This window comes from Microbacterium gorillae (assembly GCF_000826185.2).
Taxonomy (GTDB): Bacteria; Actinomycetota; Actinomycetes; order Actinomycetales; family Microbacteriaceae; genus Microbacterium; species Microbacterium gorillae.
On the sequence record NZ_LN648875.1, the window covers coordinates 1,463,168 to 1,479,522 of the forward strand.

At 69.1% G+C, this 16,355-nt stretch carries 18 protein-coding genes; 12 read left to right on the forward strand and 6 right to left on the reverse strand.

The genetic code is table 11. From position 1 onward, the window contains the following. Window positions 1-47: 47 nt before the first annotated feature. Window positions 48-728 carry a response regulator transcription factor gene (locus tag BN1193_RS16490; protein WP_040168048.1) on the forward strand — a complete coding sequence of 227 codons (681 nt, stop codon included), beginning with the start codon at window positions 48-50 and terminating at the stop codon, window positions 726-728. Further along, the gene (locus BN1193_RS16495; RefSeq protein ID WP_230206533.1) at window positions 725-1,834 is read left to right on the forward strand and encodes a sensor histidine kinase; all 1,110 of its coding nucleotides are present in this window, start codon (window positions 725-727) and stop codon (window positions 1,832-1,834) included. The genes BN1193_RS16490 and BN1193_RS16495 overlap by 4 nt, the downstream gene beginning before the upstream one ends. On the opposite strand, the gene BN1193_RS16500 is transcribed toward BN1193_RS16495, so the two are convergent. Beyond that, a complete protein-coding gene (locus BN1193_RS16500; protein WP_040168050.1) occupies window positions 1,819-2,268 on the reverse strand; it encodes a VanZ family protein in 450 nt (149 codons plus the stop codon). The genes BN1193_RS16495 and BN1193_RS16500 overlap by 16 nt on opposite strands. A 260-nt stretch (window positions 2,269-2,528) precedes the next feature. Between BN1193_RS16500 and BN1193_RS16505 the strand changes: the two genes are divergently transcribed. Together BN1193_RS16505 and BN1193_RS16510 are read left to right on the forward strand one after the other, a co-directional pair. Then, window positions 2,529-2,933 (forward strand): YciI family protein, encoded by a 405-nt coding sequence (locus tag BN1193_RS16505; RefSeq protein ID WP_040168051.1) that lies wholly within the window; start codon window positions 2,529-2,531, stop codon window positions 2,931-2,933. After that, window positions 2,930-4,081 (forward strand): RNA polymerase sigma factor, encoded by a 1,152-nt coding sequence (locus tag BN1193_RS16510; protein ID WP_230206534.1) that lies wholly within the window; start codon window positions 2,930-2,932, stop codon window positions 4,079-4,081. Before BN1193_RS16505 ends, BN1193_RS16510 begins: the two co-directional genes overlap by 4 nt. A gap of 343 nt (window positions 4,082-4,424) precedes the next feature. Here BN1193_RS16510 and BN1193_RS16520 read toward each other — a convergent pair whose 3' ends face one another. Both BN1193_RS16520 and BN1193_RS16525 read right to left on the reverse strand, forming a co-directional pair. Further along, window positions 4,425-5,144 (reverse strand): alpha/beta fold hydrolase, encoded by a 720-nt coding sequence (locus BN1193_RS16520; RefSeq protein ID WP_094770589.1) that lies wholly within the window; start codon window positions 5,142-5,144, stop codon window positions 4,425-4,427. Then, a complete protein-coding gene (locus tag BN1193_RS16525) occupies window positions 5,141-6,238 on the reverse strand; it encodes an epoxide hydrolase (protein WP_052460894.1) in 1,098 nt (365 codons plus the stop codon). The genes BN1193_RS16520 and BN1193_RS16525 overlap by 4 nt, the downstream gene beginning before the upstream one ends. A 47-nt stretch (window positions 6,239-6,285) precedes the next feature. On the opposite strand from BN1193_RS16525, the gene BN1193_RS16530 reads away from it, so the two are divergent. Further along, a complete protein-coding gene (locus BN1193_RS16530) occupies window positions 6,286-6,729 on the forward strand; it encodes a MarR family winged helix-turn-helix transcriptional regulator (protein ID WP_052460895.1) in 444 nt (147 codons plus the stop codon). A 444-nt stretch (window positions 6,730-7,173) separates the two neighbouring features. On the opposite strand, the gene BN1193_RS16535 is transcribed toward BN1193_RS16530, so the two are convergent. Further along, the gene (locus BN1193_RS16535) at window positions 7,174-7,821 is read right to left on the reverse strand and encodes an isochorismatase family protein (RefSeq protein WP_040168053.1); all 648 of its coding nucleotides are present in this window, start codon (window positions 7,819-7,821) and stop codon (window positions 7,174-7,176) included. 111 nt (window positions 7,822-7,932) lie between these two features. Here BN1193_RS16535 and BN1193_RS16540 point away from each other — a divergent pair, with 111 nt between their 5' ends. The 4 genes from BN1193_RS16540 to BN1193_RS16555 all read left to right on the forward strand — a co-directional run bounded on the left by BN1193_RS16540 (window position 7,933) and on the right by BN1193_RS16555 (window position 11,144). Then, the gene (locus BN1193_RS16540) at window positions 7,933-8,925 is read left to right on the forward strand and encodes a GlxA family transcriptional regulator (protein ID WP_040168054.1); all 993 of its coding nucleotides are present in this window, start codon (window positions 7,933-7,935) and stop codon (window positions 8,923-8,925) included. Window positions 8,926-8,999: 74 nt separating this feature from the next. Continuing rightward, the gene (locus BN1193_RS16545) at window positions 9,000-9,314 is read left to right on the forward strand and encodes a hypothetical protein (RefSeq protein WP_040168055.1); all 315 of its coding nucleotides are present in this window, start codon (window positions 9,000-9,002) and stop codon (window positions 9,312-9,314) included. A gap of 82 nt (window positions 9,315-9,396) precedes the next feature. Continuing rightward, the gene (locus BN1193_RS16550; protein ID WP_040168056.1) at window positions 9,397-9,864 is read left to right on the forward strand and encodes a winged helix-turn-helix transcriptional regulator; all 468 of its coding nucleotides are present in this window, start codon (window positions 9,397-9,399) and stop codon (window positions 9,862-9,864) included. Next, window positions 9,861-11,144, forward strand: coding sequence for an MFS transporter (locus BN1193_RS16555; protein ID WP_052460896.1), 1,284 nt, complete (start codon window positions 9,861-9,863; stop codon window positions 11,142-11,144). The genes BN1193_RS16550 and BN1193_RS16555 overlap by 4 nt, the downstream gene beginning before the upstream one ends. Window positions 11,145-11,153: 9 nt before the next feature. On the opposite strand, the gene BN1193_RS16560 is transcribed toward BN1193_RS16555, so the two are convergent. Beyond that, a complete protein-coding gene (locus tag BN1193_RS16560; RefSeq protein ID WP_040168057.1) occupies window positions 11,154-12,068 on the reverse strand; it encodes a D-2-hydroxyacid dehydrogenase family protein in 915 nt (304 codons plus the stop codon). A gap of 176 nt (window positions 12,069-12,244) precedes the next feature. On the opposite strand from BN1193_RS16560, the gene BN1193_RS16565 reads away from it, so the two are divergent. Next, window positions 12,245-13,738 carry an MATE family efflux transporter gene (locus BN1193_RS16565; RefSeq protein WP_052460897.1) on the forward strand — a complete coding sequence of 498 codons (1,494 nt, stop codon included), beginning with the start codon at window positions 12,245-12,247 and terminating at the stop codon, window positions 13,736-13,738. 1 nt (window position 13,739) lies between these two features. Here BN1193_RS16565 and BN1193_RS16570 read toward each other — a convergent pair whose 3' ends face one another. Further along, window positions 13,740-14,573, reverse strand: coding sequence for a LysR family transcriptional regulator (locus BN1193_RS16570; RefSeq protein ID WP_052460898.1), 834 nt, complete (start codon window positions 14,571-14,573; stop codon window positions 13,740-13,742). Between the two features lie 98 nt (window positions 14,574-14,671). Between BN1193_RS16570 and BN1193_RS16575 the strand changes: the two genes are divergently transcribed. Both BN1193_RS16575 and BN1193_RS16580 read left to right on the forward strand, forming a co-directional pair. Further along, the gene (locus BN1193_RS16575; protein WP_040168059.1) at window positions 14,672-15,661 is read left to right on the forward strand and encodes a DMT family transporter; all 990 of its coding nucleotides are present in this window, start codon (window positions 14,672-14,674) and stop codon (window positions 15,659-15,661) included. Further along, window positions 15,585-16,355 carry a thioesterase family protein gene (locus BN1193_RS16580; RefSeq protein WP_040168061.1) on the forward strand — a complete coding sequence of 257 codons (771 nt, stop codon included), beginning with the start codon at window positions 15,585-15,587 and terminating at the stop codon, window positions 16,353-16,355. Before BN1193_RS16575 ends, BN1193_RS16580 begins: the two co-directional genes overlap by 77 nt.

Genomic DNA, 16,355 nt, shown 5'->3' on the forward strand with positions numbered 1-16,355 from the left:
ATCGCCCGATACGTCGGCGATACGCACGCGGCCGTACGCTGACACGTATGCGCGTGCTGATCGTCGAGGACGAGCTCTTCCTGGCCGAGGCCGTCCGGGACGGGCTGAGACTGGAGTCGATCGCGGCCGACATCGCCGGCGACGGGGACACGGCCCTGTTCCAGCTGGCGGTCAATCGCTACGACGTCGTCATCCTGGATCGCGATATTCCGGGGCCCAACGGCGATGAGATCGCGCGGCGACTCGCAAGCGCTTCGCAGAGTCCCCGAGTTCTCATGCTCACCGCTGCGGATCGACTGGATGACAAGGAATCCGGATTCGCCAGCGGAGCCGACGACTACCTCACCAAACCGTTCGCGCTGCGCGAGCTCGTGCTGCGGTTACGGGCGCTTGAGCGGCGCTCCGCGGTGAGCGCGCCCCCGGTCCTCGAATTCGCGGGCATCCGGCTGGATCCGTTCCGTCGCGAGGTCTCCCGCGACGGTCGGGACATCGAGCTGACCCGGAAGCAGTTCGCCGTGCTGGCAGTCCTGCTGGGCAGCCGCGGCGGAATCGTCAGCGCCGAGGACCTCCTCGAGCGGGCATGGGATGAGAACGCGGACCCGTTCACGAACGCCGTGCGGATCACCATCTCGACGCTGCGCAAGCGCCTCGGGGAACCGTGGGTGATCGCGACCGTCCCCGGTGTGGGGTACCGGATCGCCGAGCCGACCGATGCGGAGTCCCCGTGACGCGCCCGGCGCCGGCGCCTCGGCATGGGCGGCTGTCCGTCCGCCTCAAACTGACCCTGAGCTATGCCGGGCTCGTCGTCGTCGCGGGGATCGCGATGTTCGCGGTCGGGCTGCTGCTCCTGCGTTTCGTGCCCGAAGGGGCCATCTTCGCCGACAGCGGTGCCTGGGCGCCGAACCGGTCGAACCTCATGGACGTGTTCGTGCGATACGCGTGGTGGGCGACCGCGGGACTGGTCGTCTTCGGACTCGTCGGCGGGTGGGTGCTCGCCGGCGTCGTGCTGCGCCCGCTCGGTCGGATCACGGAGGTCACCCGCCGCGTTCGGGACGGAATGCTCGACGAGCGGATCGCTCTGCCCGGTCCGCGCGACGAATTCACCGAACTCGCCGACGTGTTCGATGAGATGGTGACGCGCGTACAGCGTGTGATCGACACCGAGCGCCGCTTCGCTGCGAACGCCTCGCATGAACTGCGCACGCCGACCGCGATCATCCGCACGATGGTGGAGGTCGCGCAGGCCGACCCGGACCACCGCGATATCGACACGGTGCTCGCGCGCATCGGCGCGACGAATGACCGCGCCGCGGACATCATCGAATCACTCCTGGTCCTGTCCCGGGTGGAGCACGGTGTGGCGCTGTCCTTCGCGCCCGTGGACCTTGCCGCCGTCGCCGCGGACGCGTTCGATGACATCCACGTGGACGCGGACGCGCGCGGCATCAGCCTCGATCGTTCGGGGGAGTCGGCCGTGATCGCGGGCGATCGCCGGCTGGTGGAGCGCCTCGTCGGCAACCTCGCCCGCAACGCCGTCACGCACAACCACGAGGGCGGCGTGGTCCGGGTGTCCACCCGCATGACGTCGGGGGGTGGCGAACTGTCCGTGACGAACAGCGGTCCGATCCTGGCCCCGGCGCACCTGGCGACACTCACCGAGCCCTTCGTTCGCGGCGGCGGCAGGGTGCGACGCGGCGGCATGGACGGGGCCGGACTCGGGCTCGCGATCGTGGCGTCGATCGTCCGCGCGCACGGCGGCGTTCTCGACTTGGCGGCGCCGGCCGCCGGCGGGTTGCAGGTCCGGGTGACCCTGCCGGCTCACCCCGCGCGCTGAGTCGCGCGACGCTGCCGCAGTCCTCTGACGAGCATGACCACGAGCGCCCCGACCGTGCCGCCCACCGTGTTCCAGAGGATGTCCTGAACATCCGGTACGCGGCCCGGAATCCGGGCCTGCAGATTCTCCACCGTGAACGACAGCGCGAACGCCAGGACCGGCGCGAGGATCCACCAGCGCCGACCCACGAGCACGGCCAACGCGACGCCCAGCGGGACGAACATCAGGGCGTTGAGGCCGCTCTCCACTTCGGCGTAGCTCAGGGGCGCGGCGACCGAACCCGGGGCAGCGTGGAGCAGTTCCATGAACGCTTCGCGTGCCGGCGTGACGATCCACCACGGAGAGAGGGTGAGTGCGAGGACGGCGATGGCCGCGACGATCGCGACCCAGAGCCGCACCGCGACGGGTGAGGTGTTGCGTGAGGTGGACGTCATCCCTCCACTTCACCCGGCGCGGTGTTGCGTGGGCATATGCTCCGGACCAAGAACGCGTTCACCGCTCCACCGGCCATCGACCCCGCGCCCATCGCGACCATCAGCATCTTCAGCGTGTCCGGGGAGCGGATTCACACGCATTCCCCCGGCGAGTGAGAACGTCCGGAAGAATTTCTGGGGCCGATGTCGAGAATGCGGGATCGGCTCCGTCACCCTGAGGAACGCGGCGAGAACGGCCGCGTCGGACAGAAGGAGTCACCATGCCGAAGTACCTGATGCTCAAGCACTACCGCGGAGGTCGCGCGCCCCTGAACGACGTGCCCATGACGCAGTGGTCGCCGGCGGAGTTCGCCGCGCACGTGGCGTACATGCAGGACATGGAGCGTCGCCTGCTCAGCACCGGAGAGCTCGTCTCCAGCGAGGGCCTGGCGATGGACGGAGTGTGGGTCCGCTACGACGGCGAAGGCAAGCCGCCGATCACGGACGGGCCGTTCGCGGAGACGAAGGACCTCATCGCCGGCTGGATGCTGGTGGACGTGGAATCGTACGAGCGGGCCCTCGAACTCGCCGGGGAGCTGTCCGCCGCCCCCGCCGCCGGCGGACGTCCGCTCGGCGAATGGCTGGAGCTGCGCGAGGTGATGGACGCCCCGCCGGCCGACCTGTGACCCTCGACGCCGACGACCTCCGGACCCTGCGTGCGCAGATCCCGGTCGTCGTGGCGATCCTCGTCCGGCGCGGCGCCGATTTCGCGTCGGCCGAGGACGCCGTGCAATCCGCCCTCGTCGCCGCTCTCGAGAGCCCCACAGTGCCGCGAGACCTGCGGGCCTGGCTGGTGACCGCCGCCTGGCGGAAGTTCCTCGACGAGGTCCGCAGCGCCACCGCCCGCGGGGCTCGCGAAGCACGGGACGCGGACGCGCCCGCGGCGGGGGAGGTGTCCGAGCGGGACGACACCCTGTGGCTCTACTTCCTGTGCGCGCATCCGACACTGACGTCGACCTCCGCGGTGGCCCTCACGCTGCGGACCGTCGCCGGACTCACCACGCGCGAGATCGCCGACGCGTACCTCGTGCCGGAATCGACGATGGCTCAGCGCATCAGCCGGGCGAAGCAGCGGATCGCCGGTGTCCGGCTGGACGAACCGGGCGATGTGGCTACCGTGCTGCGCGTGCTCTACCTGATGTTCACCGTCGGGCATTCCGGATCGGTGGACCTGGCGCAGGAGGCGATCCGCATCACGCGACAGTTGCGCACGCTGCTGAACGAGCCCGAGGTCTCCGGGCTGCTCGCGCTCATGCTCCTGCACCACGCCCGCCGCCGCGCCCGCTCCGACGAGCACGGCCGGCTGATTCCCCTGGACGAGCAGGATCGCTCGCGGTGGGACCGGGCCCTCATCGCTGAGGGGGTGCACCTGCTGCAGCGGGCGCTCGGCCGGCAGCGACGGGGCCCGTTCCAGGTGGAAGCGGCGATCGCCGCCCTGCATGCCGACGCCGCCACGGCCGCCGAGACGGACTGGCCTCAGATCGTGGCCTGGTACGACGACCTCCTGGCTCTCGCGCCGACGCCCGTCGCGCACCTGAACCGCGCGGTGGCGGTCGGTCGGGCCGACGGTCCGCAGGCCGGACTCGCCGCCCTCGCGACCGTTGCGACGGATGTCCCGCGCCGCACGGCCGTCGCGGCGTACTTCCATGAACGCACCGGCGAGACCGCGCTCGCGGCCGAGGAGTACGCCGATGCCGCCGCCCGCGCGACGAACCTCGCGGAGCAGGACCACCTCGCCCGGCAGGCCGCCCGCCTGCGCGGGACATCGGGCTGAACGTGCGGGTGGGCGTCCGACCTTCGGACGCGCACCCCGGGGTCACTTCTTTTTGCCGCCCGTGTTCCAGATCGCGTCACGGATGTCGTGCGACTGCGCCTCGAGAGACTCGTTGACAGTGCGGTTCCCGACGCAGGAGTACTGCGCCTGATCCCCGTCGGAGCCGTGCGGGTGGGCTGGCCGTAGCCGGTGTTCGGGAAGACGTAGGAGCGGAAGAACTCCTGCGATCCGTAAGGCTGGGAGCAGTTCGCGGCAGAAGGGCCGCCGAAAGCGTCTACGAGCGCCGTCGTGGTGCGACTCCCTTGGTGCCCGAGGCTGAGGTTTCGGAACAGTGCGACGTAGTTCATGGGTTCTCGACCACCTCGATGATCTGTCGCGCCACGTCCTCGGGTGCGGTGATCATTGGCCAGTGGGAGCTATCGATCGTGCTCATCGTCCACCCGGTGCTGCTGCTCGTGTCCGGTGCGACGGGAGGACGCGTACGCAGGCACTTCACGTAGTGCAGGCGCACGCCTGTTGCGAGGGTCTGGATGGGCTGCTCGATCGCGGGCTCGGCGTAGGTGCCGATCGGTTGCGGGGTCACATGCTCATCGAGCCACGCGAGATCCCGATCGGTGATTCCGTTGCGTGGGTACATCTGGTCGAGCTGATCGCGCGTGAACCAGGGCGTTGTGCCGTCGCGAGCGATGCTGCGCATGAAGCTCTCGGTTTGCGCACCCATGACATCGAACCAAGATGCGCCGGGCTGCGGGAGCACCGCGTCGAGAAAGATCACCGAGCGCAGATGCTGGGCGATCCGGCTCAGCGCTCCGGCCGCAACATATCCGGCGAAGGAGTGCGCCACGAGGGTGGCGTCATCCAGACAGCTCACCTCGATGGCGAGGTCATCAATCCAGTCGGAGAGCGTGACGGAGGCAGGAGGAGTCTCGTCGTCGCCGGTAGCACGCAGTTGCGGCGTGACAACGGTCAGCCCACGTTGCTGGAGCAGCGGAGTGACCCGGCTCCATGCCCAGGGTCCGAGTCCGCCGCCACCGACAAGAACGATAGAGCCGGGGGTATTCACGAGTGTGCTCCTAACTGCGTTATCCGCTGCATGAAAACGCTGAGGTCGTTGACCAGTTCTGTCGGCGAGTCGAGTGCGGCCATGTGTCCGCCGGTGCCGTGCTCATACCACCCGACGAGGTTGTTGTACCGTTCCGAGACGGCGTGCGAAGCGAAGTCGGTCACGCCGAACCTGCTCACGGCAGTAGGCACCGGCGAGAAGACAGGAGTTGCGTCCGGCCTGCTCGTCGCGAACAGCCGCATACTGGTGGCCGCGCTGTTGGTGAGCCAGTACAGGGTGGCATTGGCGAAGATGAAGTCGTCTTCTATGCCGAAATCGGTTCCGAGCGCGGCCTGCCACAGGCTGTACTTGTCGAGTTGCCACGCGAGAATTCCTACCGGTGAGTCAGCGAGAGCGAATGCTAGCGAGTCCGGCCGCTCTGCCTGGAGACGGAGGTAGGCGCTACCGTTCATCGCATAGCGCTGTAAGTCGCGCCATGCTTGGTCCTCATCCGTGCCATCCGCGAGAAACCCGTGGAGCCCGGCGCTGACATGTACACCAGCGACTCGATCCGGGGCGAGGGTGCCCATGGCGCGGGCGACCACGGAGCCCCAGTCCTCGCCGTGCACCGCAAAGAGGTCGAATTCGAGCGCTTCCATCATCTTCAGCAGCAGCTTGGAAGAGTCCAAAGCAGACCAGGAGGCTCGCGGCAACGGGGATGTGCCGAAGCCCGGCATCGAGACCAGTACCAGCTCAGAACACACCGCGCGCAGCCCGCCGATGACGCGATGGAACATCAGAAACGATGTCGGCCAGCCATGAACAAGCAGCAGCGGGAGAACACCCTCACCCGAAATGCGCAAGACATGCAGGTCAATACCGTCGACTTGTACCATCGCGTGCGACTCGACTCCCGCGGCGCGCTCCGTTGGTTCGAGCCAGTCAATCCATCGCGTCACTGCCTCAGCAACGACGAGGTGGCTCGGACCGTAGTCGCCGTCGACCAGGGACGCGGTGGCGGGAAGCCGCGACGCGCGCAGCCGAGTGCGCAACTCGCCTGCCGCCCAGTCGAGATCGGGCAGAACGCCCGACAGGGATTGGTAGCATGCTGTCATATCTAGAGACTAACGCAGCATGACAGTATCCTGTCAATCGGAGGAGCATGGAGCAGGACATCGACGCAACGCTGCACGCCATATGGGAGGCCAATCGTCTACTCCGCGACGAAGGCGAACGCATGGCAGCATCGGTGGGGCAGACCCATGCACGCCGGATGGTTCTTCAGACAGCCGGGTCGGGCGCCACCGTTCCCGACATCGCCCGTCGATTACGCTTGCAACGCCAGAGCGTTCAGCGGGTAGCAGACCAGCTCGTCGAGGAAGGGTTCGCCTGCTACCAGGACAACCCCCGCCACCGGAGGTCAAAGCGGCTCCTGACGACACCAGCAGGTGATGACGTCCTGGGCCGGCTGGCAGACGTCCACGACGACTGGATTCGCGAGATCGGTGAGCTAGTTCCCTCCGCGCCCTGGGGCGATATGCGTCGAGGCCTCGAAGCACTGGTCGACGCACTCAAGACGAAGAAACCAGAAACGCAGAACGAATAGCACTCCGCCAGGCGGTTGCCCAGCTCCGTGGCGCGTCGGGCGGCGATCAGGGTTTCGACCAACGGCGCAAGGTGCGGGCGTCCGCTGAACTCCGCGACCCCCCAAGATGACGAGCGCACGCGTCCCAGCGCACAGCTCGCCACTGGTGGGCGGTTCTGGGGATGCAAGGCCCGCGCCGAGCAGCGCGCCGCGACCGAGCGTACCCGCGCCGTGGGGGCGCAGGTACGCGACAGTTGAGATGCTGAACCGCCCCACACCATCGAGGCGCTCCCCGGATGGGCAGCCCACGCAACGGCACGACGAGCCGAGAACGACCCCCGTCTGGCCGATGCTGGCCGCACCGTAGAGGGCGCCAACGCTGACCATGAGGCGATGGTGCATTGACCGTCGCGGGACCGCGATAGGTCTATGAGGCTCATGTGCCGCGTGCGAGCGTCGCTCCTTTCAGTCTGTGGAGCCCCGAGCGTCTGCATTTTCCCCGTAGCTGGCGGAGGAAATGAGGTTGCTCTTGGCGCAAGGAATCCCGTTGCGCACGTTTTTCGCCCACGCCGTGGTGGTGGTCACAGCCGCGAGGTTGGAGTGCAGCAGCGTCATGAGGGTCTCGTGCACCTGCCGGGCAGGTGCGGTGCCGATCTCGTTGCTCAGGTTGATCGCACCGGTCGCGTCGGAGAGCACTTCGATGGCGAGATCGTGCGGTCCGCCTGCTGCGGCGGTGGCGAGGATGCAGTTGTTGGTCATATATCCGACGAGAGTGAGCGTGTCGGCCTCACGCTCCTGACACCAGTTCGCCAGCGTCGTGCCGTCGAAAGCGCTGGCGAACCGCTTGACGATGCGCGTGTGCTCAGAGCGCAGTCGTTCAGCCAGCTTCGGATGGAGCTCTTGACGGGCGGAGCCAGAGGCGAACGCGGCGGCCTCAGCAGGGTTCTCGTGCTGGACGACAACGACAGGAATATCGCGCTCCTCGGCAATCCCGAGTGCGTCAAGGATGCGCTCGAGTGACTCTTCACGGGGTGGGTACTGGATCGTCAACGGACCGTGGAAGTATTCCTGTTGGACGTCGATAATCACCAGCGCGCGACGGGGTGAAGGCATGAGACGGCTCCTTGCGAAACGTGCGGATTGTCTGTCGTCATCGATCCTTTCGAGTCGGGCAGTAGGATCGTGAGTGGCCCTAATGACTACTTTCGATGAGATTAGGACAAAGTGCGGATTGCGATTTACGCCTTCGACGGCATCACGATGTTCCATCTCTCGATACCGTTGGCTGTCTTCGGAGAGGTCGCCCGCCTCGGCCTGGCTGACTGGGAGACGTGCGTGTGGAGTGAGGATGGCAAGCCCGTTCGGACGGAGGGCGGGCTGGAGATCGCGGCCCTGAGCGGCAGCGAGTCGGTCAGTAGCGCCGATGTGCTGGTGATACCTTCGTGGCCGTCCGAGTTGCCGGAGGCAAATGATCAACTCCTCGAGCTCATCCGACGGACCCATGATCGCGGGGCGGCGGTCGTCGGGTTGTGCCTCGGAGCCTTCGCGGTCGCTCAAGCCGGGCTCCTGGATGGGCGGAGCGCGGTCACGCACTGGGTGCGCACGGCAGACCTTGCCATCCAGTATCCAGGCCTCAACGTCGAGCCATCGGCGCTGTACATCGATCACGGCGATGTACTCACTTCGGCAGGCGCCGCATCGGCACTCGATGCCTGCGTGCATCTCGTGCGTGCCCGCCTCGGTTCGAGCGCAGCCGCTACGGTGGCGCGGCGACTGGTCATCGCACCGCATCGCGAAGGCGGGCAGGCCCAGTACATCGAACGCCCGGTTCCCACCGCGACAGGCGGGATCATCGGCGCTGTCACGGATTGGGCATTGACCCGTCTCGATCAGCCGCTCTCCGTGGAAGACCTCGCGCAACGGGCACAGATGAGCCCCCGCAACTTCACGCGCCGTTTCCGTAAGGCCACAGGAACAAGCCCGGCACGGTGGCTACTCACCCGTCGGCTCGACGAAGCACGACGTCTACTGGAAACCACGGAGCAGCCGATCAGCCGCATCGCCGAAGCATGCGGATTCGTCAGCCCCGTCACCCTCCGCCAGAACTTCATCGGAACCTACTCGACGACTCCAACGGCATACCGCCGACAGTTCAACGACAAAGAGACACCCCACCGCCGTGCTCCCGCCACGGCGGGCGAGAAACTCCACCGTTGACAACAGGACATTGCGGAAGAAGCAGCAATCCGCTCAGGTGGTGGACACGGACGTCCGTAGTCAGGGCTGCGGGCGTGGCTTCGGGCCGGACGGAACTCCGTGGGCCACCCGACGCACAGGCGGGTACCGATCACGCGCTCTTCGCCGCCATCCGGGCGCGCTGGGTCGCCTTCGTGCATGATCCGCGACGTGGTCTGGCATCGGCGGCCGTCGCCGTCGCGGTGCCGCGCGGGCCGGCCTTCGTCGCGCTCGTCATCGCCGGACGTCCGGACGAGGTGGCGGATCCGGAGGCACAGAGCGCGTTGTGCCGGATCGGCTTCGCGGCATCTGCCGCATTCGCGCCGCTCGGCACGCGGACGCCGGCTTCTGCCGCGCTTCGTCCGGCGTGAGCGAGCCACGTGGCCGGATCGCGGCGAACGATGGCCGGATGTCGACTTGACGGGAGCTACTTTCTTCAAGAAAGTAGTGCTCATGCCACTTCGCTCTGACTGGTCGCACTCGACCTGCTCCATCGCGCACGCCGCCGACGTGCTCGCCGACCCGTGGGTGCTGCTCGTCCTGCGCGAGTTGTTCTCCCATCGCACCGGGTTCGATGAGATCCGGGACGCCACCGGGGCCGCGGACAGCGTGCTCGCGCGGCGGCTGCGGACCCTCGCCGAGCACGGGCTCGTCGTGCGCCGCGTGGGCGGTGGCTACGACCTGACCGAGGCGGGGCGGGCGACTCTGCCCATCCTGCACGCGTACGCGCGCTTCACCGCCGCCACCGACCCGGACGGGCCGTGGGGCCTGCGCATCGCGTGCGCGCTGTGCGGTTCCGAGGCCGTCACGGCGGACTGGTGCCCGGCCTGCGCGGCGCCGTTGACCGCGGAGACGACCACCTGGTCCCGGCCCAGCATGGGCGGAGAACCGTTCCGGCTCGTCGCCGAGGTGGCCGCATGAGTCCGCGGCGCATCCACCCGGCCTGGTTCGTCGCGGCCGCCGCGCTCATCGCGCTGATCGGAGCGGCCGGCTTCCGGGCCGCGCCCGGTGTGCTGATGATCCCGTTGCACGAGGAATTCGGCTGGTCGATGACCGAGATGAGCATCGCCATCACGGTCAATCTCCTGCTCTACGGCCTGACCGCGCCGTTCGCCGCGGCGCTGATGCAGCGCTTCGGCGTGCGCCGCGTCACGACGGCGGCGCTGCTGCTGATCGCCGCCGGGTCCGCCCTGACCGTCCTGGTCGGTTCCGCCTGGCAGCTGCTGTTCACGTGGGGCCTGCTCATCGGTCTCGGGACGGGCTCCATGGCGCTCGTGTTCGCCGCCACGATCACGGACACGTGGTTCGTGAAGCGACGTGGTCTGGTTTCGGGCGTGCTCACCGCCGGCAGCGCCGCCGGACAGCTCGTCTTCCTCCCGATCATCGCGACCGCCGCGGAGACCACGGGGTGGCGGTGGGCGTCCCTCATCATCGCCGGGGGTGCCCTCGTCGTCGTGCCCGTCGTCGTGTTCCTGCTTCGCGACCGCCCGTCGGACATCGGCGTGCTGCCCTACGGTGCCGACCCGGCGCAGCCGCCGACTACGCCGGCTCCGAAGACCAACGCCGCTCGTACCGCCCTGACCGCGCTGCGCGAGGCCAGCCGCAGCCGGGCGTTCTGGGCGCTCGCGATCGGCTTCGCCATCTGCGGGGCCACGACCAACGGACTCGTCGGCACTCACTTCATCCCGAGCGCGCACGACCACGGCATGCCGCAGACCACCGCGGCCGGTCTCCTGGCGGTCGTGGGCATCTTCGACATCGCCGGGACCGTCCTGTCCGGGTGGCTCACGGACCGGGTCAACCCTCGTATTCTGCTCGCGGCATACTACGGCCTGCGCGGGGTGAGCCTGATGCTGCTGCCGAGCCTGCTCTCCGCCGCGATCCAGCCCAGTCTCGTCGTCTTCATCGTGATCTACGGTCTCGACTGGGTCGCCACGGTGCCCCCGACGATCGCGCTGTGTCGCGAGCTGTTCGGCGACCGCGGGCCCCTGGTGTTCGGGTGGGTGTTCGCCGCCCACCAGGTCGGTGCGGCGCTCGCGGCCACGCTCGCGGGCATCGTGCGCGACCAGACCGGGCAGTACACGGTGGCCTGGTTCACCGCGGCCGTGCTCTGCGTGGTGGCCGCACTCGTCAGCGGCACGATCCGGCGCCCCCGCACGCCCGAACCCGACGCCGACCCGGAGCGGGTCACCGTCCCCTGACCGGCGGGCTCAGGTGTCCAGGCGACGGATCGGCGCGCCGGCCCGGAAGGCGCGGATCGCCTCCGTCGCACCGGCGTAGAACGCGCGGAACGCGTCGACGGTCACGTAGCCGCGGTGGCCGCTCAGCAGCAGATTCGGCACCGCGAGCCACGGGGAATCAGGCGGGAGCGGCTCCTCGGGGAACACGTCCACCGCGGCGCGAGCGATCCGTCCCTGCGTGAGCGCCGACTCGAGTGCCCCCGGCTCCACCAGCGCGGCCCGAGCGGTGTTGATGAACCACGCGGACGGGCGCATGCGGCCGAGGTCGGCGGCGGTGACGACGCCCTGCGTCTCGGGGGTGAGCTTCAAGTGCACCGAGACGACGTCGGCTGCGGCGAAGAACTCGGCACGAGGGACATACGGCGCCGGTGCGTCATCACCCCGGCGAGGACTGAACGCGATCACGCGCATGCCGAGGGCCTCGGCCACCGCCGCCACGGTGCGACCGATCGAGCCGAGCCCGATGATCCCGAGCGTCCGCCCGGCCAATGTCACGCCCGCGGAATGCCCCCACCGACCCGCGCGCACGGCGGCGTCCTCGGCGCCGGCGCCACGCGCCATTTCCATCAGCAGTGCGATCGTGATCTCCGCCGCGGGTTGGGATGCGCCCGGGGTGCCGCACACCACCACACCGTGCTCCCGCGCCGCGGCCATGTCGATGTGCGCGGTGCCCAGGCCGGTCGAGACGAGCAACCGGAGGTGCGGCAGGGCGGCGAAGACATCCGCGGTGAAGCGCGTTCGTTCCCGCATCGCGACGACCACGTCGAAGTCCGCCAGAGCCGGCAGGGGAGCATCCGGGAAGAAGACGGTCTCCGCATCGAGGGCGGCCCAATCCGCACTGTCGGCGGCCAGCGCCTCCGTGTCATCGATCACGGCGATTCGCATGGCTGTCCCTTCGTCGCGGCGTCGTCGCGATGAGTCTACGGATCCCGGCGCGGACGGTGGATGTCCAGCCACCACGGTGTAATCTCGAATCGATTCGAACATCCCTCGACATCGAATCCCCGCCCCGCCGATGTGCGGGGCGCTGTCATTGCCGTCCTCGTCCCGGAGCCCCCACCATGTCCACCACCCTGACCACCGGCAGTGCCTGGCGCGTCATCCTGCGTTTCTCGGTCCCGCTGCTCATCGGCAACGTGGTCCAGCAGCTGTACCAGTTCGTCGACGCCGTCGTGGTGGGACGGACCCTCGGGGTGGACGCGCTCGGCTCGGTCGGCGCGACCGGGTCCCTGCTGTTCCTGCTGCTCGGATTCGCGTGGGGCATGACCAGCGGCTTCGCGATCCCGACGGCCCAGGCGTACGGCGCCGGCGACATGACGGCGGTGCGCCGCTCGGTCGCGTCCGGCGCCATCCTCTCGCTGATCACCAGCGTGGTCCTCACGATCGCGGCACCGCTGTTGGCCCGGCCCGGCCTCGAGCTCCTCGGCACCCCGCCGGAGCTGCTGGACGGCGCGACCGTGTTCGCGCAGGTCAGTTTCCTCGGCACCGCCGCGCTGATGCTGTTCAACTTCCTCTCCGCGGTGATCCGCGCGATCGGCGACTCCCGCACGCCGCTGGTGTTCCTCACGATCTCCTGCGCGCTGAACGTCGTGCTCGTGCTGCTGATCGTCGCGATCTGGAATGGCGGTGTCGGCGGTGCGGCCCTCGCCACCGTGATCTCGCAGGCCGTGTCCGTGATCCTCTGCCTGGTCTACGTCCGTCGCCGACTGCCGGTCCTGCACGTGCGCCGCGAGGACTGGAAGGTCACGCGCGGTGAGCTCCTGCTGCACCTGCGCCTCGGTCTGCCCATGGGATTCCAGGCTTCGATCATCGCGATCGGCGCCCTGGCGGTGCAGGCCGCGCTGAACGGACTCGGTGCGGACGCGGTCGCCGCCTACACGACCGGATCGCGCGTGGACGGTCTCGCCGTCGCCCTGCTGCAATCGCTGGGGCTCGCGGTGTCGATGTACGTCGCGCAGAACTACGGCGCCGGTCGCCCGGACCGCATCCGTCGCGGCGTCGTCCAGGCGCTCATCATGGGCGTCATCGGCGCGGTCGTCCTCGGCGCGCTGCTGATCGCGTTCGGCTCGTTCATGGTTCGGCTGTTCGTCGGCGACGGGTCGGACGAGGTCGTCGAGATGGCGCACCTGCTCCTGATCGTGAACGGCGCGACGTACGTGATCCTGGCGGTGCTGTTCGTGCTGCGCGGTGCGCTGCAGGGTCTCGGACGAACCCTCGTCCCGACCGTGACCGGATTCATCGAGCTGATCATGCGCGTCGGCGCCGCGGTGATCGCGGGCGGCCTGTTCGGCTACGTCGGCGTCGTGTTCGGCAACCCGCTCGCGTGGATCGGTGCGGTCATCGTGCTCATCCCGACGTACATCGGCGCCCGGCGCGCGCTCGCCGAGTTGCCGGTCACCCCGGCGGACGGTGTGATCACCGACACCATGCCGATCTCGATCGGACTGGTTCCGGACAACGAGGCCGTGGTCGGCACCATGCTGCCGCAGCCGGTCACCGGCGCGATCATGCTGACGCCGCCGTCCCCGCGGCGTCGTCCGCGCGCGAAGCGCTGATTCACCCGGCCGCGACTCGGACGGGTTCGCCCCGCAGCTCGCGAGCGAGCGTGCGGGTGGTCTCGCGGGGGACGCGCGAGGACACCACCATCGACAGGTGCAGATCACGCGGTGCGGGCAGGTCGGTCAGTTCGCGCAGACCGCTTTCGCCGCGATGCGTCACCGGGAGTGCGGTGATGCCGACGCCACTGCGCACTGCGGTGAGGACGCTCGTGAGGTCCAGGCACTCGCGCACCACCGCGCGCTGCCGACCGATGGCGGAGTCCACGATCGCCTCGCGCAGCAGGCACGGCGCGGTGAACAGGACGAGTCCGGGTCCGGAGGCCACCGTGGAGGACGCGAACCACGCCACCGGCACGTCGCCGAGCGCGATCGTGTCCGGGCCGAGCGGTCCCAGCCCGATGATGATGTCCATCTCGTGGGACTGCGCGAACTCGCGCAGCTTGTCCGTGCGGTGGAAGCGAAATCGGGACGGCTGGTCCGGGTGCAGCGTCCGCAGCACGCGGGACACGGTGTGCAGGGTGGCGGCGGATGCCATGTCCGTGGACGCCACGCGGAACGCGTCCGGCTCGGACGCCGCGAGATGGTCGATCGCCTCGTCGTGCAGCGCGATGAGGCGGTACGCGTCGCGGACGAGCTCCTCGCCGGCGGCCGTGAAGGCGATGCTGCGGCCGTGCCGGCGGACCAGAGCGACGCCCGTCTCCGACTCGAGCTGACGCAGGTGCGCGCTCACGGTCGGCTGCGCCAGGTGCAACGCCTCGGCGGCGCGGCCCACGCCCGCGAACGCCGCAACCGCGATGAGCGAGCGGAGCTCGGTGATCCCCAGCGTTCTCATCTCCCGATGATCCCATCGTCGGCCGCGCGCGTGACGTGATTCATCAGAGATCGTGATGGGTGCGTGCGACGATGGCGAGAACAGCGCATCGTGGCGGAATGTCACGGAGCTCTCGATCCCCCGTCGCCGTCACCGTGGTCGCGGCCTACGCGGCCAACTACGTCCTGACCACGCTGTGCCTGCACCAGGTCTCCCCCTTCCTCATGCTCACGATCCGCTTCGCCCTCTCCGCAGCGATCCTCTGGCCGATGGCGCTGCTGACCCGCCGTCGCCTCCCCGTGGGACGCGTGCTCGGGCACGCGATCGGCGCCGGACTGCTCGTCCAGGGTGCGCAGTTCGTCGGAACCTACTGGGCGGTTCACGCAGGCGTCGGCGCGGGGTTCACCGCGCTGGTGATCGCCATGAATCCGGTGGTCACGGCCGTGCTCACCGCGCTGGTGCTGCGGCGACCGGACTCCGCGCTCGGCGTCGGTTCGGTGATCGTCGGGGCTGCGGCGGTGATCATCGCCTGCGTACCGCGCATCATCGGCGACGCACGCCTGGGCCCTGCGATCATCGCGGTCGTCGCGGCGATGCTCGGCCTGGCGGTGGGTTCCCTGTGGCAGGCGCAGCGGCTCGGATCGGTGGATCCGATCTCGTTCACCGCGATCGGGGTGACGGCGTCGCTGCCGGTCTCGGCCGCCCTGATCCCGTTCGAGCACGTGATCATGCCGGAGGGACCCACGTGGTTCCTCGTCGTGGCGGTGGCCGCGATCGGAGTGGTGGGCACCGTCGGCTACGCCTCCCTCGTGCGATCCGTCGGGGCACGGTCGGCCTCGGTCGTCTTCGCCGTCATTCCGGCCGCCACCGCGCTGATCGCCGGGCTCGTCCTGGGAGAGCCGGTCACGGTCGCCGGACTGCTCGGGCTCATCGCGGGCGCCGCGGCCTGGGCGATGCGGTTCCGCGCCCGGCCGGCGGGACCGGAGGCCGCGGCGAGTGGGGGAGCCCACCCGGGGCGCATACGATCGAGGGATGACGACCTACTTCGAGCGGATCGACGAGCAGCGCTTCATCGCGACGGAGGCCGTGCAAGGGGCCTGGAACACTGACGAGCAGCACATCGCACCCGTCCTCGGGCTCATCGCCCATGTGATCGAGCGGGACCGCATCGCGCGAGCGGGCGACGGCCTGCGACTCTCGCGCATCTCGTATGACATCCTCGGGGTGCTGCCGATCGCCGAGGTCGAGATCGCGGTCCGCGTGCTGCGTCCGGGACGCACGATCGAACTCGTCGAGGCGACGCTCAGTCATGACGGCCGTCCGGCCGTGCTGGCCCGCGCCTGGTTCCTCGCCGCCGGTGACACCACGCAGATCGCCGGATCCGCGTTGCCGCCGTTTCCCGCCGACGGATTCCAGCCGTGGGATGGCAGCACGGTGTGGCCGGGTGCGTTCATCGGCGAGGCGCAGGTGGACTGGATTCCGGACGAGCCCGGGCGCGCGCGCTTCCGGGTGCATCCGACCGTGCCGCTGCTGGCGGACGAGCCGGTCAGCGCGACGGCGCGCACGCTGGGCTTCCTCGACATCGCGAACGGCATCTCGCCGCGCCTGCGACCCGAGGACGCGCACTACCCGAACGTGGACCTCACCGCGCACCTGTTCCGCGAACCGTCGGGCGCGTGGATCGGCTATGACACCGCCGTGTCCTTCGGGCCGGACGGACGCGGACTGACGCACACGGTGCTGCACGACGAGCACGGGCCGTTCGGGACGTCGTCGCAGAGCCTCACCGTCCGTCCGCGCTGA